Source organism: Parabacteroides sp. AF48-14 (assembly GCF_003477465.1).
Lineage (GTDB): Bacteria > Bacteroidota > Bacteroidia > Bacteroidales > Tannerellaceae > Parabacteroides > Parabacteroides acidifaciens.
Genome location: NZ_QUDI01000032.1, coordinates 55,348 through 72,927, shown reverse-complemented (window position 1 = coordinate 72,927; position 17,580 = coordinate 55,348). Strand labels below are relative to the sequence as shown.

Below are 17,580 nucleotides of genomic sequence, written 5' to 3'. Positions count from 1 at the left end.
TGAATAAAATATTCATCACATGACAAACTATAAATAGTAGAACTTAGAATACTAAAAAATCGAGTGCTCTATTATCCTAATTTGAACGACAGTTTTTGGACACCCTACCCTACAGGGCTTTGTAGGAACTTACCAGAGCCTGATCCTAACGGACAGTCTCAAATAGAGGTTCATCCCCTTCCTCAGAATCCGGAGGAGCAGGGCGAGAATAAGTTTCAGTGCTGACGGGAGGTTCTTCATCCGGTACGGGTTTAAAGTGAAACAAGAAATTCAATAATGCCAAAACAAATTCAATGATCTTTCTGATTTTCTGCATAATTATTCTTCAATTAACGCAATAACCGCCTGAATTGTCCGTGCGATCTGGATGATGCTGTGCCGGTACGTTTCGCGGTTGTCGCCGTTCTGTTCGCTAATGTAAGGACTGTAGGCAATCTCTTTGGCGTAGGCCTCCGGGTCATTGCTTACCTGCCAGGCACGGCGATAACAATCCCGAATAAGGCGTGCAAAATCCAGGAAAGAGTTTTCGCGTGTATCATACCGGCGGAAGTCCAAAGAATAGGCAGAAGTCTTTAAAACCGTCTTTCCGCCATGCCAATAAGCGTTACTGCAACCGTAGGCCGTCAATCCGAAAAAGTTCCGGCTTTCCCGTGCCAGGTCACTCATGCCCCAACCGCTCTCTAACGCCGCCTGTGCCAAGATGACCAGCGGATTCATGTTGAAAGCAGCTCCTGCCGACAAAGCCGCCGGCAGACACTCTTTTACGAAGCTGATTTGTGCTGGTTTCATAAAATTCCAGGTCTTTCTACACCAGAACCATTTCCGGAATTATCTGATTCATTTTCAATGCGTTCAACGCTTACTTTGGCTATCATTTCACGCAGTTTAGCCCCCGGAGAGAAGATTATTCGCGGCTTTCGGATCATGGATGCCTGAAAATCGCTTGCATATACCACTCCAGCGCTTCCGATCGAGAGGCGGAAGTTACCCAATGCCCCCATCTGGACCGTTTCGCCTCGGAGCAGCGCCTCTTGCATGCAGCGGATCACACCCAGCAAGACGAGCGCCACGTCGCCATCGCTGGCTGTCGAACGGTCTGCCACCACATCGCAGATGGTATTGAAGTCCATCATTCCCGTGACATTGGCGGAAGCATAATACCGCTTCGCATCTGCATCCGCACCTTTCGTCAGGTCTTTTTTCAAAACAAGTTTGTACTTTACTGACATACGATTAAAAAATTTAAGGGTTAGTGAATTATTACATTACAAAGATACAACACCATGTAGCCCAATGGGAAAGGTGTTGCAGGGTGCCGGATGTTTGTGCCGGATTCAATAACTTTTTATAAAATAGTTGTCATAAAGTTTGCATAGTACCAAATAAGTCCGTACATTGTAAGTGAATTAGATGACTTAGATAAAAAATATTATGGAAGATAAAAAAAACGAGCTGGAATCAGCAAGGGGCGCAATGGGAGTAACCGAGTTCGCCCTCCTTTATTTCCCTGACTGTACGCCCGAAATGGCATACAAAAGGATGTGGGTATGGATCGTACCTCGCGCGGATTGAAGGAAAAGCTGATCGCTGCCGGTTGGGTAAGATTTCAGAAACTTTACACGCCGAAACAAGTCGCCTGCCTGGTTGAGCACCTGGGCGAACCTTAGATAGAATACTAATCGGATATTTTTAGTACATCCACATAAAACAATTGTGACATGATTGATTCATTAAGCGTCAAAGGAACTTTCTTTGACTCGGCGATCCGGACATGGAGCGCCCGTATGATGCCCTTAGACCAGTACATCAACGAAGTGAAAAACGGAGTTCACGCCCCGGCGATTGCCCGGATCAGGGAACTGGTCTCGGCCGGTAAAAACAAAGAAGCGGAGAGCCTGAAGAAGGAACTATCCCTCTACGTTGCCGGCGGCGAAATGCAAGGCGGCCGGCGTCTGGAGCACATGGTGGCTTATAGCGGTTGCATCTGCACTGATATCGACGACCCCGCCATCCCACCCCAGGAAGTCCTCCGGATCGCAGGAAACCTCCCGTATGTGAAAGCCGGACACATCAGTCCTTCCGGCACAGGTAACAAACTCTTTATCCTGGTAGACAGCCCTTTGGAGTGCCACTCCCTGGCCTTCGAGCTCGTACGCCGCCGCATCGAAACCGATATCCCCGGCGTGACGGTGGACCGGAGCGGCAAGGACCCGAACCGCGGCTGTTTCGTCAGCCACGACCCCGACGCCTTTTATAAGGTAGAATCGGAAGTGCTCTCCCTTCCCATGCCCGAGCCCGCGCCGGCCACCCATGCGCCCCGTCCGGAGGCCGGTCGTACGGCAGACGCCCTCACGAACTACATCGACAAGTATGAGCAGGATAACCCTTTCGCCGCCGGAGGGCGCCACTCGCATGTCGTGAAACTCGCCGCTGTCCTGAACAATGCCGGCTTTTCGCCCTACGAAGTAGCGGCCGAATGCACCCGCCGTTACGTCCAGCCGGATTTCCCGGCAGGCGAAATCGAGAAGACCGTCACGGATATTTACCGCCGTTACAGCGCCTCGCATGGCTGCAATCCGTATAGGCCGAAAGAGGAGCAGGAGATCCGGAAAACTGCCAAAACCGCCAAAACTGCCTCCGATGGTGTCCAGAGAGGATTAGCTACTGATAATGATGTAGAAAGTGTTGATATAGAACCGGATATATCTCTTTTGCCCTGCTTCGACGAATCCATCTACAATCACCTCCCCAGCCTTCTGGCGGACGTCGTGAAGCGTGCCGAAAGCCGTACGGAAAAGGATGTCTTGCTGCTCTCCACCCTGACGTTGTTGAGTAGTGTAATGCCGGGTGTCAGGGGTTCATTGAAAGAGCACGAATACGCATCTCCTCTCTATACGATTATCACCGGCAGTTCGGGTAGCGGGAAAGGCTGTGTCGCCGGTTTGCAAAAGTTGCTCGATCCCTGGCAACAATATATCTACGATAACTCCTCCTATGAAGTTGAAAAATATGAGCGGGAGAACGAAGAATATGAAACCTACCGGATGCAGAAGCGGCAGAACCGCAGCTCGAAACAGCCCGCCGGCCCCGCTCCGTCGAAGCCGAAGGTCGTGAAGCAACGCAACCTCCGTGTCACTGGCAGCGTCACGCAAGCACGCCTGGTGGAACTCCTCCATGTCAACTATCCCTACACCTCTTGCCTGCTGGACACGGAGATGGAGACGGTAGTCAATATGTTGTCGCAGGATTTCGGAAACTATTCCGATATCATAAACAAGTCGGCCCATCACGAGACTGTTGGCAATTCTTCTAAAAAAGACGGTTCCTTGCTGGCCAAATTCCCCTGCCTTGCAATGTTGTGCACCGGGACGCCGGCCCTGCTGCCCCGTCTGATCCCCTCGACCGAGAATGGATTGTTCAGTCGTATTTTGATGTATAAGATAGCCGGGGGAGGGCAGTACCATCCGCTGACTTCGGCCGATGATACGCCGGCTGCTTCCAGCCATCTGGACAGTCTTGGGCAGTGTGTGCTCGACTATGGTGTATTCCTGGACGGTTCACCGACGTGGGTGAAGTTTTCCAATGCACCACGTAAAAGGCTGGATCGTTTCTTGGAGAGCGAATACTATAATGTCCGTTCTTTCGGCCACGAAGATCTCGAATCGACAGTCCTGCGCTATCGGCTGATTATCTTCCGCCTGGGGATGACCCTGACCGGTTTGCGTAAAGCCGAGAGTGGTTTGACGGAACGTGTCTGGACGATAAGCGATGAAGATTTTGACCTGGTTTTTCATATCGGGAAAATCTGTTTGCAGCATGCCTATGTCGTGGCTACCTCGTTGAAGCACGCCTCTGAAGAAGTCCACTTCAAGTTCCCACATGCCTTGCGCAACCTCTTTGCCTCCCTTCCGGAAAGTTTCAAACGTAGCGATGCTTTAGTCGCAGCAAATGGCTGTGGTGTCAGTGCCTCGAGTCTCGACAAATTTCTCCGGAAAGCCGAAAAAAGTAATCTAATCGTCTCTGAAGGAAGTGGTTACTATCGGAAGACAGAGCAGGGTAAACAGGTGGTTGCCATTTAAAATAGGGTAGGGCAATTTTGGCAGTTTCGGCAGTTTTTTAACACGAAATTCATCAAATGCCCAAAATTGAACGGATAAGCATCGAATCAAAAACGGATAAGCACCCCTTCAAAACGCAGTAGGCATCGGGGTTTTCCCTAAAAAGCACCGATTTTTAGACGGAAACGCTGTTAAGACTTTTTAGGATTGTTGTTTTTGGAAGTAAATATCTGGGATTCAAATTGTTGAGTGGCTGAAAAATGACTAAAAAAAACGATCGTTTTAATTCGTCATTTTTACTGCACAAAAATACGCATTCCTTTTTAAACCACAACTCTTTTCAATAAAAAATTTCTTACCTCTATATTCTTTCTTATCAATTAGATAGCAATTTTAGTACGAAAATACGCCTTTTCAATACGAAGTCCAAAGATAGCCGAAAAAAATGACTAAAAAAAACGATCGTATTCGTAGTCAAAATACAATCGTTAACAAACGTACCTTATAATAGCGCGTACGTATATATATAGAACTGACATTTCAATAACTGTATTATTAATATTAAAATTTAGATTATGAACAAGAGATTTTCTACTCTTTTGACAGCGTTCCTGCTGATGGTAGGTGCGTTGTTTGGTACTGCAAGTGCAGCTGTGACTTATAGCGCTGCATCTGGTGATCTTGCTGAAGGACTAAAAGTTTATTTAGGAGATGGTAGCTCTACATTTTTGGCTTCCGAACAGATTGGGACGACTGGCAATTACACATTTGCAACAGGAACTACTCCTGAAGCATTTACTGTAACCGGCTTAAAAAAAGAAAACGGTAAGAATCTGTTTAAATTGGTGAATGCTGCAGGTAAGACTATCTATGGTAAGATCGGTGGAACCTATGTTGAAGCTGCAGAAGCTGCAGACGTAACAAACGGTAACTGCTGGTTTTCCGCAGATGATGCGGCTGGTACAATTTCTTTGGGTGATAAGCCTTTGACTTACGATATGTCTACTGTTGCTAAAGTAGCTAAAATGCTTATCGGGTCACAGGATTTAGAAGCTGCAGACCTGAACAAAAATCTTTCAGGTAAAGGTTTCTCTTTTTCTTTCCCAAATGCAAAATCAGAAGCTGAAGTAAATCCGTTTGCTGATAATATGGTGGCAGTGGATGCTTCTATAGTTCAAACTGCATTGACAAATGGAGTTGTGGGATCAGGAACTTATACTAATGTCCTTTGCTTTGTAAAAGCAGATGCTGCAGGTTTAGCTTATTTGGCTGCAACAGATAATGCAGACAAAGCAAAAGCTGCTACTTTTGTTGTGCTGAATCCGCAAGCGAACTTTGGTATTACGGGTTTAGTTGTTGCCTCAGGTGAAGGTTTTGGCTTTACAACAGTGAAAGGAAGCAAATTGGCTGAAAATAATAAGAATGCCGATGGTAAGATTGCATTTGCTAATGCGGTATATAAAGTTTCCGAAGGTGACATTCTGAACGCTGCTGGAGAGTATACGATTGAAATTGCCGCTGGCGCAAAAGTAAAGTCTGGCTCTGATGAAAATACAGCTACTATTGCTGCTGTTTATGTAGGTGCTTATTCTTTGACGACAGGTGGTTTGAAGACTTATATTACTACTGTTCTTGCTGCAAATGCGGATGATCTGTCTCTTGCTATGACTTCAAGCAACACTTGGGCTAAAGCATCTGATGTATTGAGCGCAACAGACGCTACAATCGTAAATTTGTCATTCTTGGGAACAATGCCGGCCGATGCTACTGAAGCTGCTGCTTCTTTGTATGGTAAATATCTGGTACCTGTTTATGGTGCTGCAAACTTTACAGCTGCTGTTGCTGCTCCGAAGGATGTTGATGTAAACGCTCCGTTGTCACAATGGGTTGTTTCTGCTGTTAGTGGACATGATTTTACTTTCACAAACCGTGAAACAAATGTAACATTCACTGCAAGTCTTTATAAGACAGATAAGGTTGGTGAATATTTGATTGGTAGTGCTTCTATGACTGACGAACGTGGTGCAGGTAATGCTATTACTACAGTTGATGGTGTAACAGCGGGCACAACTTTAAAAACTATTGCAAACTGGGGTGGTCAGATAATCAAGTTGACTGCTACGACAGATAGTGAAGGTTTCATGACTTTGACTGATGCACAGCTTGAGCAACAGACAGAATTAGTATTCAACGGAGCAGGTACATTGGCTGCAAGCAAATTGTATATGATGTATGATGCTGCTGCTTCTTCTTCTCCATTCTTCTTGCCGACTAATGATGCAACGAAGGGGCTTACATGGTTCTTTGAAAAAGCTGAAAGCGTGAAGAACAAAATCAAATATGCTTACCTGAAGGATGATGTTGTGACTTTGAAGGATTCTGTTGTTGCAACTGCTCCTTCTTATCTGATGTATAAGAAAGATAACAATAATGTTAAAACATACTTTGGTGGTGTTGCTGATGATGAAGATTATGTAGCTGCTGCTGATAAGGATGCTAATGCTAAACGTTGTTACTTCAAAAAGAATGTAGATGGGACATATGCTTTGATTACAGCAGGTAAACCTGTAGGAGTAGATGATGCTGCAAAATATAAAACCGTTGTAAAAGGCAATATCGCAAAAATGTCAGTAAACGTTGCTGGCGAAACATTTGCAACAACAGAAGTTCTGTCTGCTGATGCCGCTTATTCAAACATCACAGTTGATTTCAATACTTTCACTGAAAGTTTGGAATCTGTTGCTCGCCACGCTACATTAGATAGTGAAGACGGTGCTGTTTCGATGAAGCTGAATAAAAATGGTATCCTTGAAGGTATTGTTGCTGGTGAAGGTCTGACATTCTGGTTGGATACGGCTGACATTGATCAGGAAATTCCTTCTTTCTATATTTCTAAAGGTAATGGTGAAGAAGCTGCAAGAAGTTTCTTGTTCTACGCTACAGACTCTTTGACATACTGGGATGCAGCTTCTGCAACTTATAAGACAAACGAAAACTATTATCTGGAAGGTTCTAACAAGGCTGACATGAAAGCAATTTTCCGTCCGGCTGCATTGGCAGGTATCGATACTATTGCAACAACTGTTGCAGGTGAGGCTGTAAAGGTCGCTGAAGAAGCCGAAGAAGATGTATGTTTGGCTGGTATTGAGAACTTCAAGTTCTACATCATGAAGTCTGGCGAAACAAGCTATGTGATTCGTCCGATGGGCGCTTCTCAGTTCTATCTGTACAACCTGAATGGAAAGTTAGGTTTCACTAACGATCCTGACAAGGCTTTGGTTATCACTTTGGGTAATGGCGATGCTACTTCTAGCGAAGAAGCTCCAGCTGTAGCAACTATTAAGGTTGTTGCTGGCGAAGGTAATGTACAGATCGCTGGTGCTGCCGGTAAGAAAGTTGTCGTAAGCAATATCCTGGGCCAGGTAATCGCTAACACAGTTGTAACTTCCGACAACGCAACAATCGCTGCTCCTGCAGGTATCGTTGTAGTAGCTGTTGAAGGTGAAGCTGCTGTAAAAGCGATCGTTAAATAACGATTGATACTAAAAGAACAATACTAAAATGTGGTGGGCGAGTGAACCTCGCCCCTACATAATGACATTTTATAATCAAATAATTCTAAGATTCACTCGTGCGGCATTTCCCAGACGGAAGGCATTTGTTGTCTCTGTCCCGTAGAAACGTCCAACTACCCCGTGAGGGCGAACAAGCGGTGGATATTAATACTAAAGTAATCGAAATTACAGTAAAAAAAGTTCATCTGTCCCTCCCTCTGCGAAGACCGAAGGCAGACAAAAAACAAGCTCCCGCAATCTTTTGATTGCGGGAGCTTCGTTGTGTATATTGCTTATAGAAGATTGATCAAATCAAATATCATTAAACGTGTATAAAGCGGATGTTGATGTCTCTGATGTAAAATTGTAGATATTTTGTTGTATAGTTGAACAACGTTTTGTATATTCGCGGAATGGAAGTGGAACGTAAAATACGGACGTACGGAGGCTTCTTTGAAGCTTTTATGGAAACCTTGACTGAAAAAGAGCAAGACAAAATTCAATATGGATTACTCTTGCTTAAAACTCAGGATAGATTATCAAAGAAGTTTGTAAAGATGCTGAGAGATGGTCTATTCGAGCTCCGTACGGAATATAACGGTAATATTTACCGGGTATTCTTTATCTTTGACGGTAATAACATTGTGGTCTTATTCAATGGCTTTCAGAAAAAGACACAGAAGACCCCCACTAAGGAAATAGAAAAAGCATTAAAAATAAAGGAGGCATATTATGCAGACAAACAATCATCAGATATTTGATTATGACGCTGTTCTGGATGCCCGTTTTGGCAAAAAAGGAACAGCGAGCCGTGCGGAAGCAGAGGAAAAAGCTTATGCTTTCTATACGGGCCAAATTATTGAAGACGCCCGTAAAAAAGCAAAGATCAGCCAAGCTGAACTTGCCCGGCGTATTGGCTCTGACCGCTCTTATATATCGAGAGTTGAAAGCGGACAAACGGAACCGAAAGTTTCAACTTTCTATCGTATCATGAACGCCTTGGGTTGCCAAATAGAATTATCTATGTCCTTATAATGTAATACAAAGCCCCGGCATACCGAAGGTCGATTAACGGATGTGCCAGGGCGGAGAGTATGAAGATCAAGAAAACTATTATTTAATATTCTTCAGCGCTTCGAGGGCAGTCTTGTTGCCGGGGTCGATGTCGAGGATTTTGTTCCAGTATGTCCGGGAGCTGTCCATGTCTTGCTTGAGGTAATAGTAGTAACCTAAGTAGCGGTAACATTCGGACAACTCTTTCAGGTATTTGTCCTTGTCCTTTTCGAGGAGGGGAATACATGATTCGTAGTACGGCTTAGCCTGTCCCTTTACTGTTTCCGGGTCCATCAGCGAGTTGGTGCGTGCCTGCCACAAGAGCCCCAGGTGGCTCGACGGAACCCGTTCCTTGACGATCGCGAAAAGGCTGTCGGCTTTTGTCAGGTAGCCGGTTGCAAGCGTGCTGTCCTTGACGGCGGCGCCGTAATAATATTTCCCCAATTGGTAGAAGTCGGAAGCCTCTGCCGCTTCACCCGCCTGTTCGATGTATTTTGTGTAAGCCAGGATGGCGGCCTTGTCGTCTCCTTTGTTCAGGTTGGCATCGGCGATATCCTTATAGATCTCGGGATGTGTATCGCTATTGCAAAGCGCTTGCGCTTTTTGTAAGGCGACTAACGACTGTTCATACTGTTCGGACTTGTTTAGCAGGCGGCCATAGTACAGGTAATCCTGCCAGATGAATTTGCCGTCCGGGATATTGAAGAAGGCAGTCGCTTCGTCCAGGCCCTCCCGGTAGTTGCCGGTTTCGCAGGCGTTATAGAAGCTAAGACGTTTCAGCAGGAAATTGTCTAGGTCGATGGCCTTTCCTTCGGCTATCGCCCGGGCCGCTTCGTCGTACTGTTTGTTGAAGAAGAGGGCGGAGGCGTAATGGACCAGGTTGTCGACAGAATAGAAGCCTCCGGCCATGTAGCGGCTGTAGGCGTCGATCGCTTTCGCATAGGCACCCTCCTGCGAATAGATATTCCCTAAGGTACGTTGGGCAAGCAAATAATCCGGATGGCTTGCCAGCACCTTTTGCAGCATTTCCACCGAAAGGGCAGGAGTTACGCTCTGGTAGACCTTGGCATATTTGAGATAGGCGATCCGGCAGTCGGGATCGAAATGGATCGCCTGCTCGTATTTGCCGGCGGCGTCACCCGGTTTGTTCTCGGACAGCAGGCGGTCGCCTTCGTACAAATAGAGGGAGGGGGCGTTCGGATTGTATTTGCGGGCATTCTCGAGAGAGGCGGCGGCTTCTGTCGCCATACCGTTTGTTGCATAGGCAGAGGCGATGGCGACGTAGGTGTCAGCATCCTTTTTGTTTACTTTGATGGCAGCGTCGAAGGCTTTTACGGCGGCGGATTTGTCTGTCTTCAGCAGGAGCTTTCCTTCGCCTACTTTATTCAGGGCATATTCGGGGTTGGCTTCCCAACCCTGTTTATAGTAGTTTTGCGCTTCCGGCAATTGTCCGGCGTTGTAGGCTATCTCGCCCAAATAATAGCAGGCGATCGCTTTTTCCACAGGGGAATTGTCCAGCAGTTTCTCAAACAGTTTTCTGGCAATATCCGGTTCACCGGCTTGGTAGAAGTCGATGCCGGGATTGTTGTCTGCATAGGCAATGGTTGCCAGCAGGCTGATGATCAGGATATAGATGTTGCGTCTCATAATAATTAATTGTTTAGTGTTGGTAACTAATTCGTTATATTCACGATCCGGACCGGCTGTGTTACCGGGAGCAGACCGGATTTCAGGATGATCCGCTGTCCGCGATCGCTCGAGACAAAAGAGGTGAAGCCAGAAGCCAATCCTGTCCGGGGTTCGGAAAGGATCAGGTAGACTGGCCGTGTCATCGGATAATCGCCTAATGCGATATAGGCCTGGTAAGGCTTGAAGCTGTTTGTCGGAGTTGCCTTCCGGTAACGGCTGACGGCCATCACGCGAATATTGTCGATAAAGCTCATGCAAGTGGAGTCGGACGGATTACTGATCCAGTTAACCCCGATGACGCCGAGCGCTCCGGGTGTCTTGGAAACGTAGTCGAGGACGGCCCGGTTGCTCTGTGCTGCTTGCAGGTGTGCGCTTAGTTTCTCACCGCCGCAAATAGAGTCGATCGCATACCGTACGGTGCTCGAATTGGGGTTGTCGAACACCACTTCGATCCGGGTCGCCGGATTTCCGGGCGATAGCTCGTTCCAGTTGCGTATCTTACCGGTCAGGATTTCTTTCAGGGTGGGAATGCCGATCAACGAATCGGCATTCTGCCTGTTGACGATCAGTGCGATTGCATCGGTCGCGATCCGGATGGCTTTCGGGTACAACTTTTTCCGGTTCATAAAGTCTGTTTCCTCTCCGGTCAGTTGCCGGGTGGTAACGGCCAGCCTGGTACTGTCGTGCAACAGCCGGTTGATCGTCTTCGTCTCGCCGGAGAATAGGGGAACGATTCCCGCTTCTTTGTAGATGCTTTCGAATACGGCGACCTCTTCTTGCAGGATCGGTGCCAGAGATTCGTCCGACGCGACGGCTATCACGCCGCTTGTCGGAGTGTCGTCGGGTTCCGTCTCTTTCCTGGAGTTGCATGCAACCAGAGACGAGGCTATTAAGAGCGATATGATAATATTCTGTTTCATCTTAACACTTTACCTCCATAATTATTGTAACTTGAAGCGAACCGGAACCGTGAAATAGACAGGGACAGCCCTGCCGTTCTGCTTGCCTGGCATCCATTTGGGAAGCGACTTGATCACACGTATTGCCTCTTTGTCGCATGAAGGGTCCAGTTTACGGAGTATTTCCACATCCGTCACTTCGCCGGTCGGACTGACTACGAAGCGGATCGTTACGCTTCCCTGTATCCCCTGCTCGGCCGCCAAGACCGGATATTTCAGATGCCCGGAGATGTATTTCAGCAGCTCGGTCGTGCCGCCGGGATATTCAGGCATCTGCTCGACGGCGGTGTAGGGCTTTGCTTCCTCCTGGATGACCTCTTTGTTGTCTTTCAGGTCGGCGATGTCGATCGCATCTTCGCTGTCTGTCCCCTGTACGTCGGCTACCGAAATAGCCATCTTCGAGGTGGTCAGTTCTTCCTGCGTCTTGATCTCTTCGTTATCGTTCACTTCCTTGTCCGCTTTGATGACGGGAGGGGTGAACTTGATGGTGCTCTTCAGTTTGGGAGGAGGGGGCGCTTCGAGGTTACGGATAACGTTCTCTTCCGGTACTTTCGTTTCCATTTTCAGGTCGGAGAGGGTGGTTACTTCCAGCACCTGCTCCTTCGCATGTTGCGGTATGACCGACTTAATGATGGCCGGCAACACCATGATCAGAGTGGCTCCGGCTGCGACGATCAGCAGGGCGCGGATATGTCGGGAGGAAGAATCTTTACGTAATTCGTAAGCTCCGTATTCCTTGTTCTTCCCGGTGAAGACCAGCTCGCACCATTCCGGTGAATTCAGATTTATATTCTTTAGCATGACCGTCATTTTTTAGGGTTGGACCTGGCAATCTGCTTCGTCAGCTCTCCGCCGCTCTTCAGGTTGTCGACCAGAAATTTATCTCCATCCGTGATGTCCACGATTGCGTATTTGCCGATATTGCATATCTGCATTTCGTCCAGAGCGTCTACCAGGTTCCGGTAGGAAGCGTCGTCGGTCGCCTTGATCAGGACGACGGGGGCGTCTTTGGAACCTTTTATCTCGGAGGCCTGTTTCTTGAACTCGTCTTCGGAAATCTCTTTGTCCAGTTTCTTCAGCTTGAGTTCTTTCATCTTTTGGACGACATCGAAGTTGCGTGCCAGCAGGATGTCGCGCAGTCCGGTGGGCGAGTAGTCGGTCTGTTTCAGGGATTCGACGTGCTCGTAGTCCGGTTCACCGAAATAGTAGTATACCTTGTTGTCTTCGCCAAGTAACAGGGTGATGGCCTTGGAGGCTTTCACTTTCGTTTGTTCGGCTTCTGTCACCTGGTCTTTCGACGGCATGCTGATCTCCATTGTCTGCGGCTTGCTGAGCGAGGTGCAGAGCATGAAGAAGGTGATCAGCAACATATTCATGTCCACCATAGGTGTAAAGTCTACGCGGACGGTCATCTTCTTCTGTTTGCCTTTCTTGCCGTCGTCTTTGTTTTTATCTGTATTTACTTCTGCCATGACTTGTGTCGTTGTTAGACATTGTCGGGCATGTTCTTGAGTGTGGTAATCAAATTATACCGGTTCTCTCGAAGGTCCTGCAATGTGTTCATAATGTTCTTAATCTTCGGGTAAGGAGTGTCCTGGTCGGCCTTGATGGCGATGACCAGGTCGCGGTTCACTTCGCGTGCATGCTGTACCCAGAGTTTGAACTGGTTGTTGATGCTGTCGGTGGGGATACCGTAGTCTTTCATCAGCCGGTCCTGTTCGTCGGACGGCATGTTGAGATACTCCTGCATGTTCTGGATAGGGACGCCGAAGGAAGGTTGCAGGCTGAAGTTGTAGATTTCTTTGTCTGTGAAACGGATGCCGAAATCTTTTCCCAATAATTTCAGGACGTTCGCCTTGTCTTCCTGCTTGTCCAGGCTCATGAATACTTTCCTTCGGGGTCTACCAGGATGGAAAGAATGTTCGTTTCCGGTATCTTGATCTCGGAGACGGACGAAGGGGTGGAAACGACCACCGGTTCTTTCTGGATAAAGGTAGACGTCAGCATGAAGAAAGTAAGCAGCAGCACGGTGACATCACTCATCGCCGTCATGTCGATGAATGTGCTTTTGCGTTTTACTATCAGCTTAGGCATACGGCTCAGTGTTTAGCGGCAAATGTCTGTACGATGGAGAAACCGATTTCATCAATGGCATAGGTGATATTATCTATTTTACTGGTGAAGTAGTTGTATGAGATGATGGCCAGTGCACCGGTGGCAATGCCTAATGCCGTGTTGACCAGAGCTTCGGAAATACCTGTCGACAGGGCTACGGAGTCGGGCGATCCGGCATTGGCCAGGGCGGCGAACGAACGGATCATGCCCAATACGGTGCCCAGCAGTCCGAACAGGGTTCCTAACGTAGAGATCGTGGCGATGACCGGGAGGTTCTGCTCCATTGAAGGCAGTTCGAGGGCGGTGCTCTCTTCTATCTCTTTCTGGATAATGGCTATTTTTTGCTCTTTGGTCTGCTCTGTCGTGCTCTCCACATCGCTATAGCGCGACAGGGCGGCGTTGACGACATTGGCGACGGAGCCTTTCTGTTCGCTGCACAGTTTATGGGCGGCTTCGAGGTTGCCGGCTTCGAGGTATTTCTTGATTGCCTGTACGAAGTTGACCAGGTTCTTTTTCCCTTTTGAGCGGCTGATGGCGATCATGCGTTCGATACTCAGGGTGATCACGGTGAGCAACAGGGTGATCACGAGCGGGACAATGTATCCGCCTTTGTAGACAGTCCCGAAATAGTTTCCGGGCAGCGGATGGTTGGCAGGATTGTTATCCATGAAGTTTGCCGGGTTGCCCAGCACGAACTTGTAAAAACAAACGGCTATGATGAAGCACGCTAAGATGACGATGGCTGCGGAAATGCCGTTATATGACTTCTTGTTATTTGATTTCTTCGTTTCCATACTCTTGTATTATTTGACAGTAAATGTGATTTTGTGATAAAGCTGATGCATGTATGGCTGTTTAGCGGCTGTATCCAACCATTCCCCTCTTGAGAAAGGCGGAGAGTGCGGTATTGTCTGCGCATGTGAAAATACACACTCTTTGATCCCCTCTCCAAGAGGGGAGACGATTACACTCAGCTACTAAAAACCGACAGTATGTACTATCAAATAATAATTTTTCGTAAGACGTAGACCCAGTGGCCTGCCCGTATACGAAGGGAAGAGCATTTTAAGGTGTGATTGATTGATGTTATTTCGGATATCTTATTGAGGGCGTTTTGTTCTTTTTGCAACGATAGCTCAAGCAGGCGGGTAGTGGTTTTTAAAAGACGTTCGCTGTATTCGGTCGTTTGTTGTACACGGTTGGTGAGGCATAGGGCGGCATTCGGACTTTTGCATAATTCGAAATGTTTGACTTTCTCCTGGAGGGAATGGGCATTGTCTTTTTCCGTCACGATGGTTTGCCTGTCGGCGGAGTCTTCTGTCGTGGCCATGATTCCTTGTCCTACGGTGAACAGGAGAAGAATGGATAATATGGATAACAATCTTTTCATCATGGTACATTTAGAAACCCTATCGTATAAACATAACAATGCAAGTGGCAAAAAGTTGAACGGTATATAGATAAATTCGATCTCTTTTTTCCAACAAACCTTCGTATTCTCCTGTTATATTTGTACAAAAGATAAAACTCAAAAAGTAAAAGTATGGAAATTGTAAAAGTAATAGGACGAGAGATCCTTGATTCACGTGGTAACCCGACTGTTGAAGTAGATGTGCATTTGGCTTCCGGCGCTTTTGGCCGTGCGGCTGTTCCCTCCGGAGCTTCTACCGGTGAAAACGAAGCGATCGAGCTTCGCGATGGCGACAAGAAACGCTATGGTGGCAAAGGCGTTCTGAAAGCTGTCGATAATGTAAACAACATAATTGCTCCCGCTATCTTAGGTATGTGTGCCCTGAACCAGCGCGAGATTGACCATAAACTGATTGAACTGGACGGAACGAAGACCAAGTCTAATCTGGGCGCCAACGCTATGCTGGGCGTCTCGTTGGCAGTAGCCAAAGCGGCAGCCAACTATCTGGACCAGCCCCTTTACCGCTATATCGGCGGAACGAATGCATACGTGCTGCCTGTCCCGATGATGAATATTATCAATGGCGGTTCACACTCCGACGCGCCGATCGCATTCCAGGAATTTATGATCCGTCCGGTGGGAGCTTGCTGCTTCCGCGAAGGTTTGCGTATGGGAGCCGAAGTGTTCCATGCCTTGAAGAAGGTGTTGCACGACCGCGGCCTGAGCACAGCCGTTGGTGATGAAGGAGGTTTTGCTCCTGCATTGGACGGCACGGAAGATGCCCTGAACTCCATTATGGCCGCTATCAAAGCCGCCGGATACGAACCGGGCAAGGACGTGACGATCGCGATGGACTGCGCCTCTTCCGAATTCTATCACGACGGCGTATATGACTATACGAAGTTCGAAGGCGACAAGGGCGCTAAACGTACGGCCCAACAGCAGGTGGCTTACCTCTCCGAACTGGTTGCCAAGTATCCGATCGACTCGATCGAGGACGGTATGGACGAAAACGACTGGGCAGGCTGGAAGATGCTGACGGAAGCGTTGGGTAGCAAATGCCAGTTGGTGGGCGACGACCTGTTCGTGACGAACGTTGAGTTCCTGAAGAAGGGTATCGAAGAAGGCTGTGCCAACTCTATCCTGATCAAGGTGAACCAGATCGGTACACTGACTGAGACTCTGGATGCTATCGAGATGGCACACCGCAACGGCTACACTTCTGTTACTTCCCACCGTTCCGGTGAGACGGAAGATGCAACGATCGCCGATATTGCCGTGGCTACCAACAGCGGACAGATCAAGACCGGTTCTCTGAGCCGCTCCGACCGTATGGCGAAATACAACCAGCTGCTCCGTATCGAAGAAGAGCTGGGCGACCTGGCTGTTTATGGCTATAAGACTTACAAGAAGTAACCGACGGAAAGAAGGTATATAATAACAAAAAGGCCTGCCAATCACTGGTGGGCCTTTTTTCATGTGTCAAAAAATTTTACCTAATCAGAGAGTGAATGTTTATTCGTTTCATCATCATTCGTCATCCGGGTCGTAATCGTATGGATGCAGTTCCCAGATGTCGTCGAACCGGTAAGTACCGCTTTTGCCCGTTGCTATAAAGCCTCTTGTCCCGTTGGAGAAAGAGACTGCTACTGTACGCGCCGACCCTTTGAAGGCATGTACCTCTTCCCACAGGTCGGTAGAAGGATTATACTTCCATGTGTCGTTTCGGACGTTTCCGCTTTCCCCGCAGGTCAGATAGCTGCGCCGTCGATAACGAAGGTGCTGGCGTTCATGCGTACAATACTATAATCGTCGTCATAGTCTTCATCCGAAGTGTTGGCTATGTCGCGAAGTTGTGTCCATTGTCCTGTCGACGGGTCGAACTTCCAGAAGTCGCTGATATATTCGCCGTTGTTGACGCCGCCGCATACATAGGCGATATTGTCGATCACGAAGCTGGAAGCGCCCATACGCTTGCTTCCCCCGATACTGATAATCTGTGTCCAGGTGTTGTTGGCAGGGTCGAAGGAGTAGAAGTCTTTCAGGTAGTTGCCGTCGTATCCGGCGCCGATATATCCTTTACCGGAGACTCCGAAGGAGACGGCGCTGTATCGTCCTACGCCTGGGAAGTCAGCCTTTTGTGTCCAGGTATTGGTTGCCGGATCGTATTCCCAGAAGTCGTTCAGCTTGTTTTCGCCGTCGTAGCCGGTACCGAAATAGCCTTTGCCGTCGATCGCGAAGGCGGTTGCGTTACTGCGGGCGGTGCCGGGGAAGCTGGCTTTCTGTGTCCAGGCGTCCGTTGTCATATCGTATTCCCACAGGTCGCCCAGTCGCGCATTGCTTTTGCTACCGTCATATCCGCAGACCAGGTATCCTTTATTGCCGATGGAGAAGCAGGAGGCTTCCCCGCGGGCAAGCCCGTCGAAGTCAGAGGTGCGTACCCAGTTACCGATCAGATCGTCGTCATCGTCGTCGCTGCAAGAAGAGACGAAGACGGGAAGCAGAGCTATCAAGAGAGCAAATAATCTTTTGTGTGTCATTCTTAAACGTGTTCTTTTGTTGTTTACGGTTGCAAAAGAACGAGGCTTTCCTTTCTCCCGCAAATGAAATCGGTGAACAGGCGTTCTTGTCCGGTGAACGGACGGATCGGGGAGGTAAATGCCTTTTTCACCTGCTGAAAGACATTGGCAGGCGAACAGCAGCCTTTTATTGAGAGAAACCGGCCGTTGGCAGGTTATTCT

At 48.1% G+C, this 17,580-nt stretch carries 15 protein-coding genes and 2 pseudogenes; 7 read left to right on the top strand and 10 right to left on the bottom strand.

Translation table 11 applies throughout. The annotated features are described in order from the left end of the window. Positions 1-318: 318 nt before the first annotated feature. Positions 319-789, bottom strand: coding sequence for a glucosaminidase domain-containing protein (locus DW083_RS15190; protein ID WP_115497998.1), 471 nt, complete (start codon positions 787-789; stop codon positions 319-321). After that, on the bottom strand, positions 786-1,229 hold the full coding sequence (locus DW083_RS15185; protein WP_115497999.1) for an HU family DNA-binding protein: 444 nt from the start codon (positions 1,227-1,229) through the stop codon (positions 786-788). The genes DW083_RS15190 and DW083_RS15185 overlap by 4 nt, the downstream gene beginning before the upstream one ends. A 202-nt stretch (positions 1,230-1,431) precedes the next feature. Between DW083_RS15185 and DW083_RS23405 the strand changes: the two genes are divergently transcribed. The 6 genes from DW083_RS23405 to DW083_RS15160 all read left to right on the top strand — a co-directional run bounded on the left by DW083_RS23405 (position 1,432) and on the right by DW083_RS15160 (position 8,647). Next, positions 1,432-1,572 (top strand): DUF4248 domain-containing protein, encoded by a 141-nt coding sequence (locus DW083_RS23405; RefSeq protein WP_370039223.1) that lies wholly within the window; start codon positions 1,432-1,434, stop codon positions 1,570-1,572. After that, a complete protein-coding gene (locus tag DW083_RS22980; RefSeq protein ID WP_255419832.1) occupies positions 1,548-1,667 on the top strand; it encodes a DUF4248 domain-containing protein in 120 nt (39 codons plus the stop codon). Before DW083_RS23405 ends, DW083_RS22980 begins: the two co-directional genes overlap by 25 nt. A gap of 51 nt (positions 1,668-1,718) precedes the next feature. Continuing rightward, positions 1,719-4,079: a DUF3987 domain-containing protein gene (locus DW083_RS15175; protein WP_122332945.1), complete on the top strand. Its 2,361-nt coding sequence runs from the start codon at positions 1,719-1,721 to the stop codon at positions 4,077-4,079. A gap of 554 nt (positions 4,080-4,633) precedes the next feature. Beyond that, the gene (locus DW083_RS15170) at positions 4,634-7,591 is read left to right on the top strand and encodes a DUF6383 domain-containing protein (protein WP_122332944.1); all 2,958 of its coding nucleotides are present in this window, start codon (positions 4,634-4,636) and stop codon (positions 7,589-7,591) included. A gap of 434 nt (positions 7,592-8,025) precedes the next feature. Further along, complete coding sequence (locus DW083_RS15165) at positions 8,026-8,373, top strand: type II toxin-antitoxin system RelE/ParE family toxin (RefSeq protein WP_122332943.1); 348 nt, start codon at positions 8,026-8,028, stop codon at positions 8,371-8,373. Further along, positions 8,345-8,647: a helix-turn-helix domain-containing protein gene (locus DW083_RS15160; protein ID WP_122332942.1), complete on the top strand. Its 303-nt coding sequence runs from the start codon at positions 8,345-8,347 to the stop codon at positions 8,645-8,647. Before DW083_RS15165 ends, DW083_RS15160 begins: the two co-directional genes overlap by 29 nt. Positions 8,648-8,725: 78 nt before the next feature. Here DW083_RS15160 and DW083_RS15155 read toward each other — a convergent pair whose 3' ends face one another. The 7 genes and pseudogenes from DW083_RS15155 to DW083_RS15125 form a co-directional block, all read right to left on the bottom strand. Then, positions 8,726-10,312: a tetratricopeptide repeat protein gene (locus DW083_RS15155; protein WP_122332941.1), complete on the bottom strand. Its 1,587-nt coding sequence runs from the start codon at positions 10,310-10,312 to the stop codon at positions 8,726-8,728. Between the two features lie 26 nt (positions 10,313-10,338). Next, a complete protein-coding gene (locus DW083_RS15150; protein ID WP_122332940.1) occupies positions 10,339-11,274 on the bottom strand; it encodes a PstS family phosphate ABC transporter substrate-binding protein in 936 nt (311 codons plus the stop codon). A gap of 21 nt (positions 11,275-11,295) precedes the next feature. After that, positions 11,296-12,114: an energy transducer TonB gene (locus tag DW083_RS15145; RefSeq protein ID WP_122332950.1), complete on the bottom strand. Its 819-nt coding sequence runs from the start codon at positions 12,112-12,114 to the stop codon at positions 11,296-11,298. Between the two features lie 5 nt (positions 12,115-12,119). After that, the gene (locus DW083_RS15140; protein WP_122332939.1) at positions 12,120-12,785 is read right to left on the bottom strand and encodes a biopolymer transporter ExbD; all 666 of its coding nucleotides are present in this window, start codon (positions 12,783-12,785) and stop codon (positions 12,120-12,122) included. A 14-nt stretch (positions 12,786-12,799) separates the two neighbouring features. Continuing rightward, a pseudogene (locus DW083_RS15135) lies at positions 12,800-13,407 on the bottom strand (ExbD/TolR family protein). 5 nt (positions 13,408-13,412) lie between these two features. Further along, complete coding sequence (locus DW083_RS15130) at positions 13,413-14,222, bottom strand: MotA/TolQ/ExbB proton channel family protein (protein WP_115498008.1); 810 nt, start codon at positions 14,220-14,222, stop codon at positions 13,413-13,415. 206 nt (positions 14,223-14,428) lie between these two features. Further along, a complete protein-coding gene (locus tag DW083_RS15125) occupies positions 14,429-14,821 on the bottom strand; it encodes a hypothetical protein (RefSeq protein ID WP_147382147.1) in 393 nt (130 codons plus the stop codon). A 150-nt stretch (positions 14,822-14,971) separates the two neighbouring features. Here DW083_RS15125 and eno point away from each other — a divergent pair, with 150 nt between their 5' ends. Beyond that, positions 14,972-16,255, top strand: a complete 1,284-nt coding sequence (eno, locus tag DW083_RS15120) for a phosphopyruvate hydratase (RefSeq protein WP_122332937.1) — start codon at positions 14,972-14,974, stop codon at positions 16,253-16,255. A 114-nt stretch (positions 16,256-16,369) separates the two neighbouring features. On the opposite strand, the pseudogene DW083_RS15115 reads toward eno, so the two are convergent. Continuing rightward, positions 16,370-17,379, bottom strand: a pseudogene (locus tag DW083_RS15115) (Kelch repeat-containing protein). Positions 17,380-17,580 lie beyond the last annotated feature (201 nt).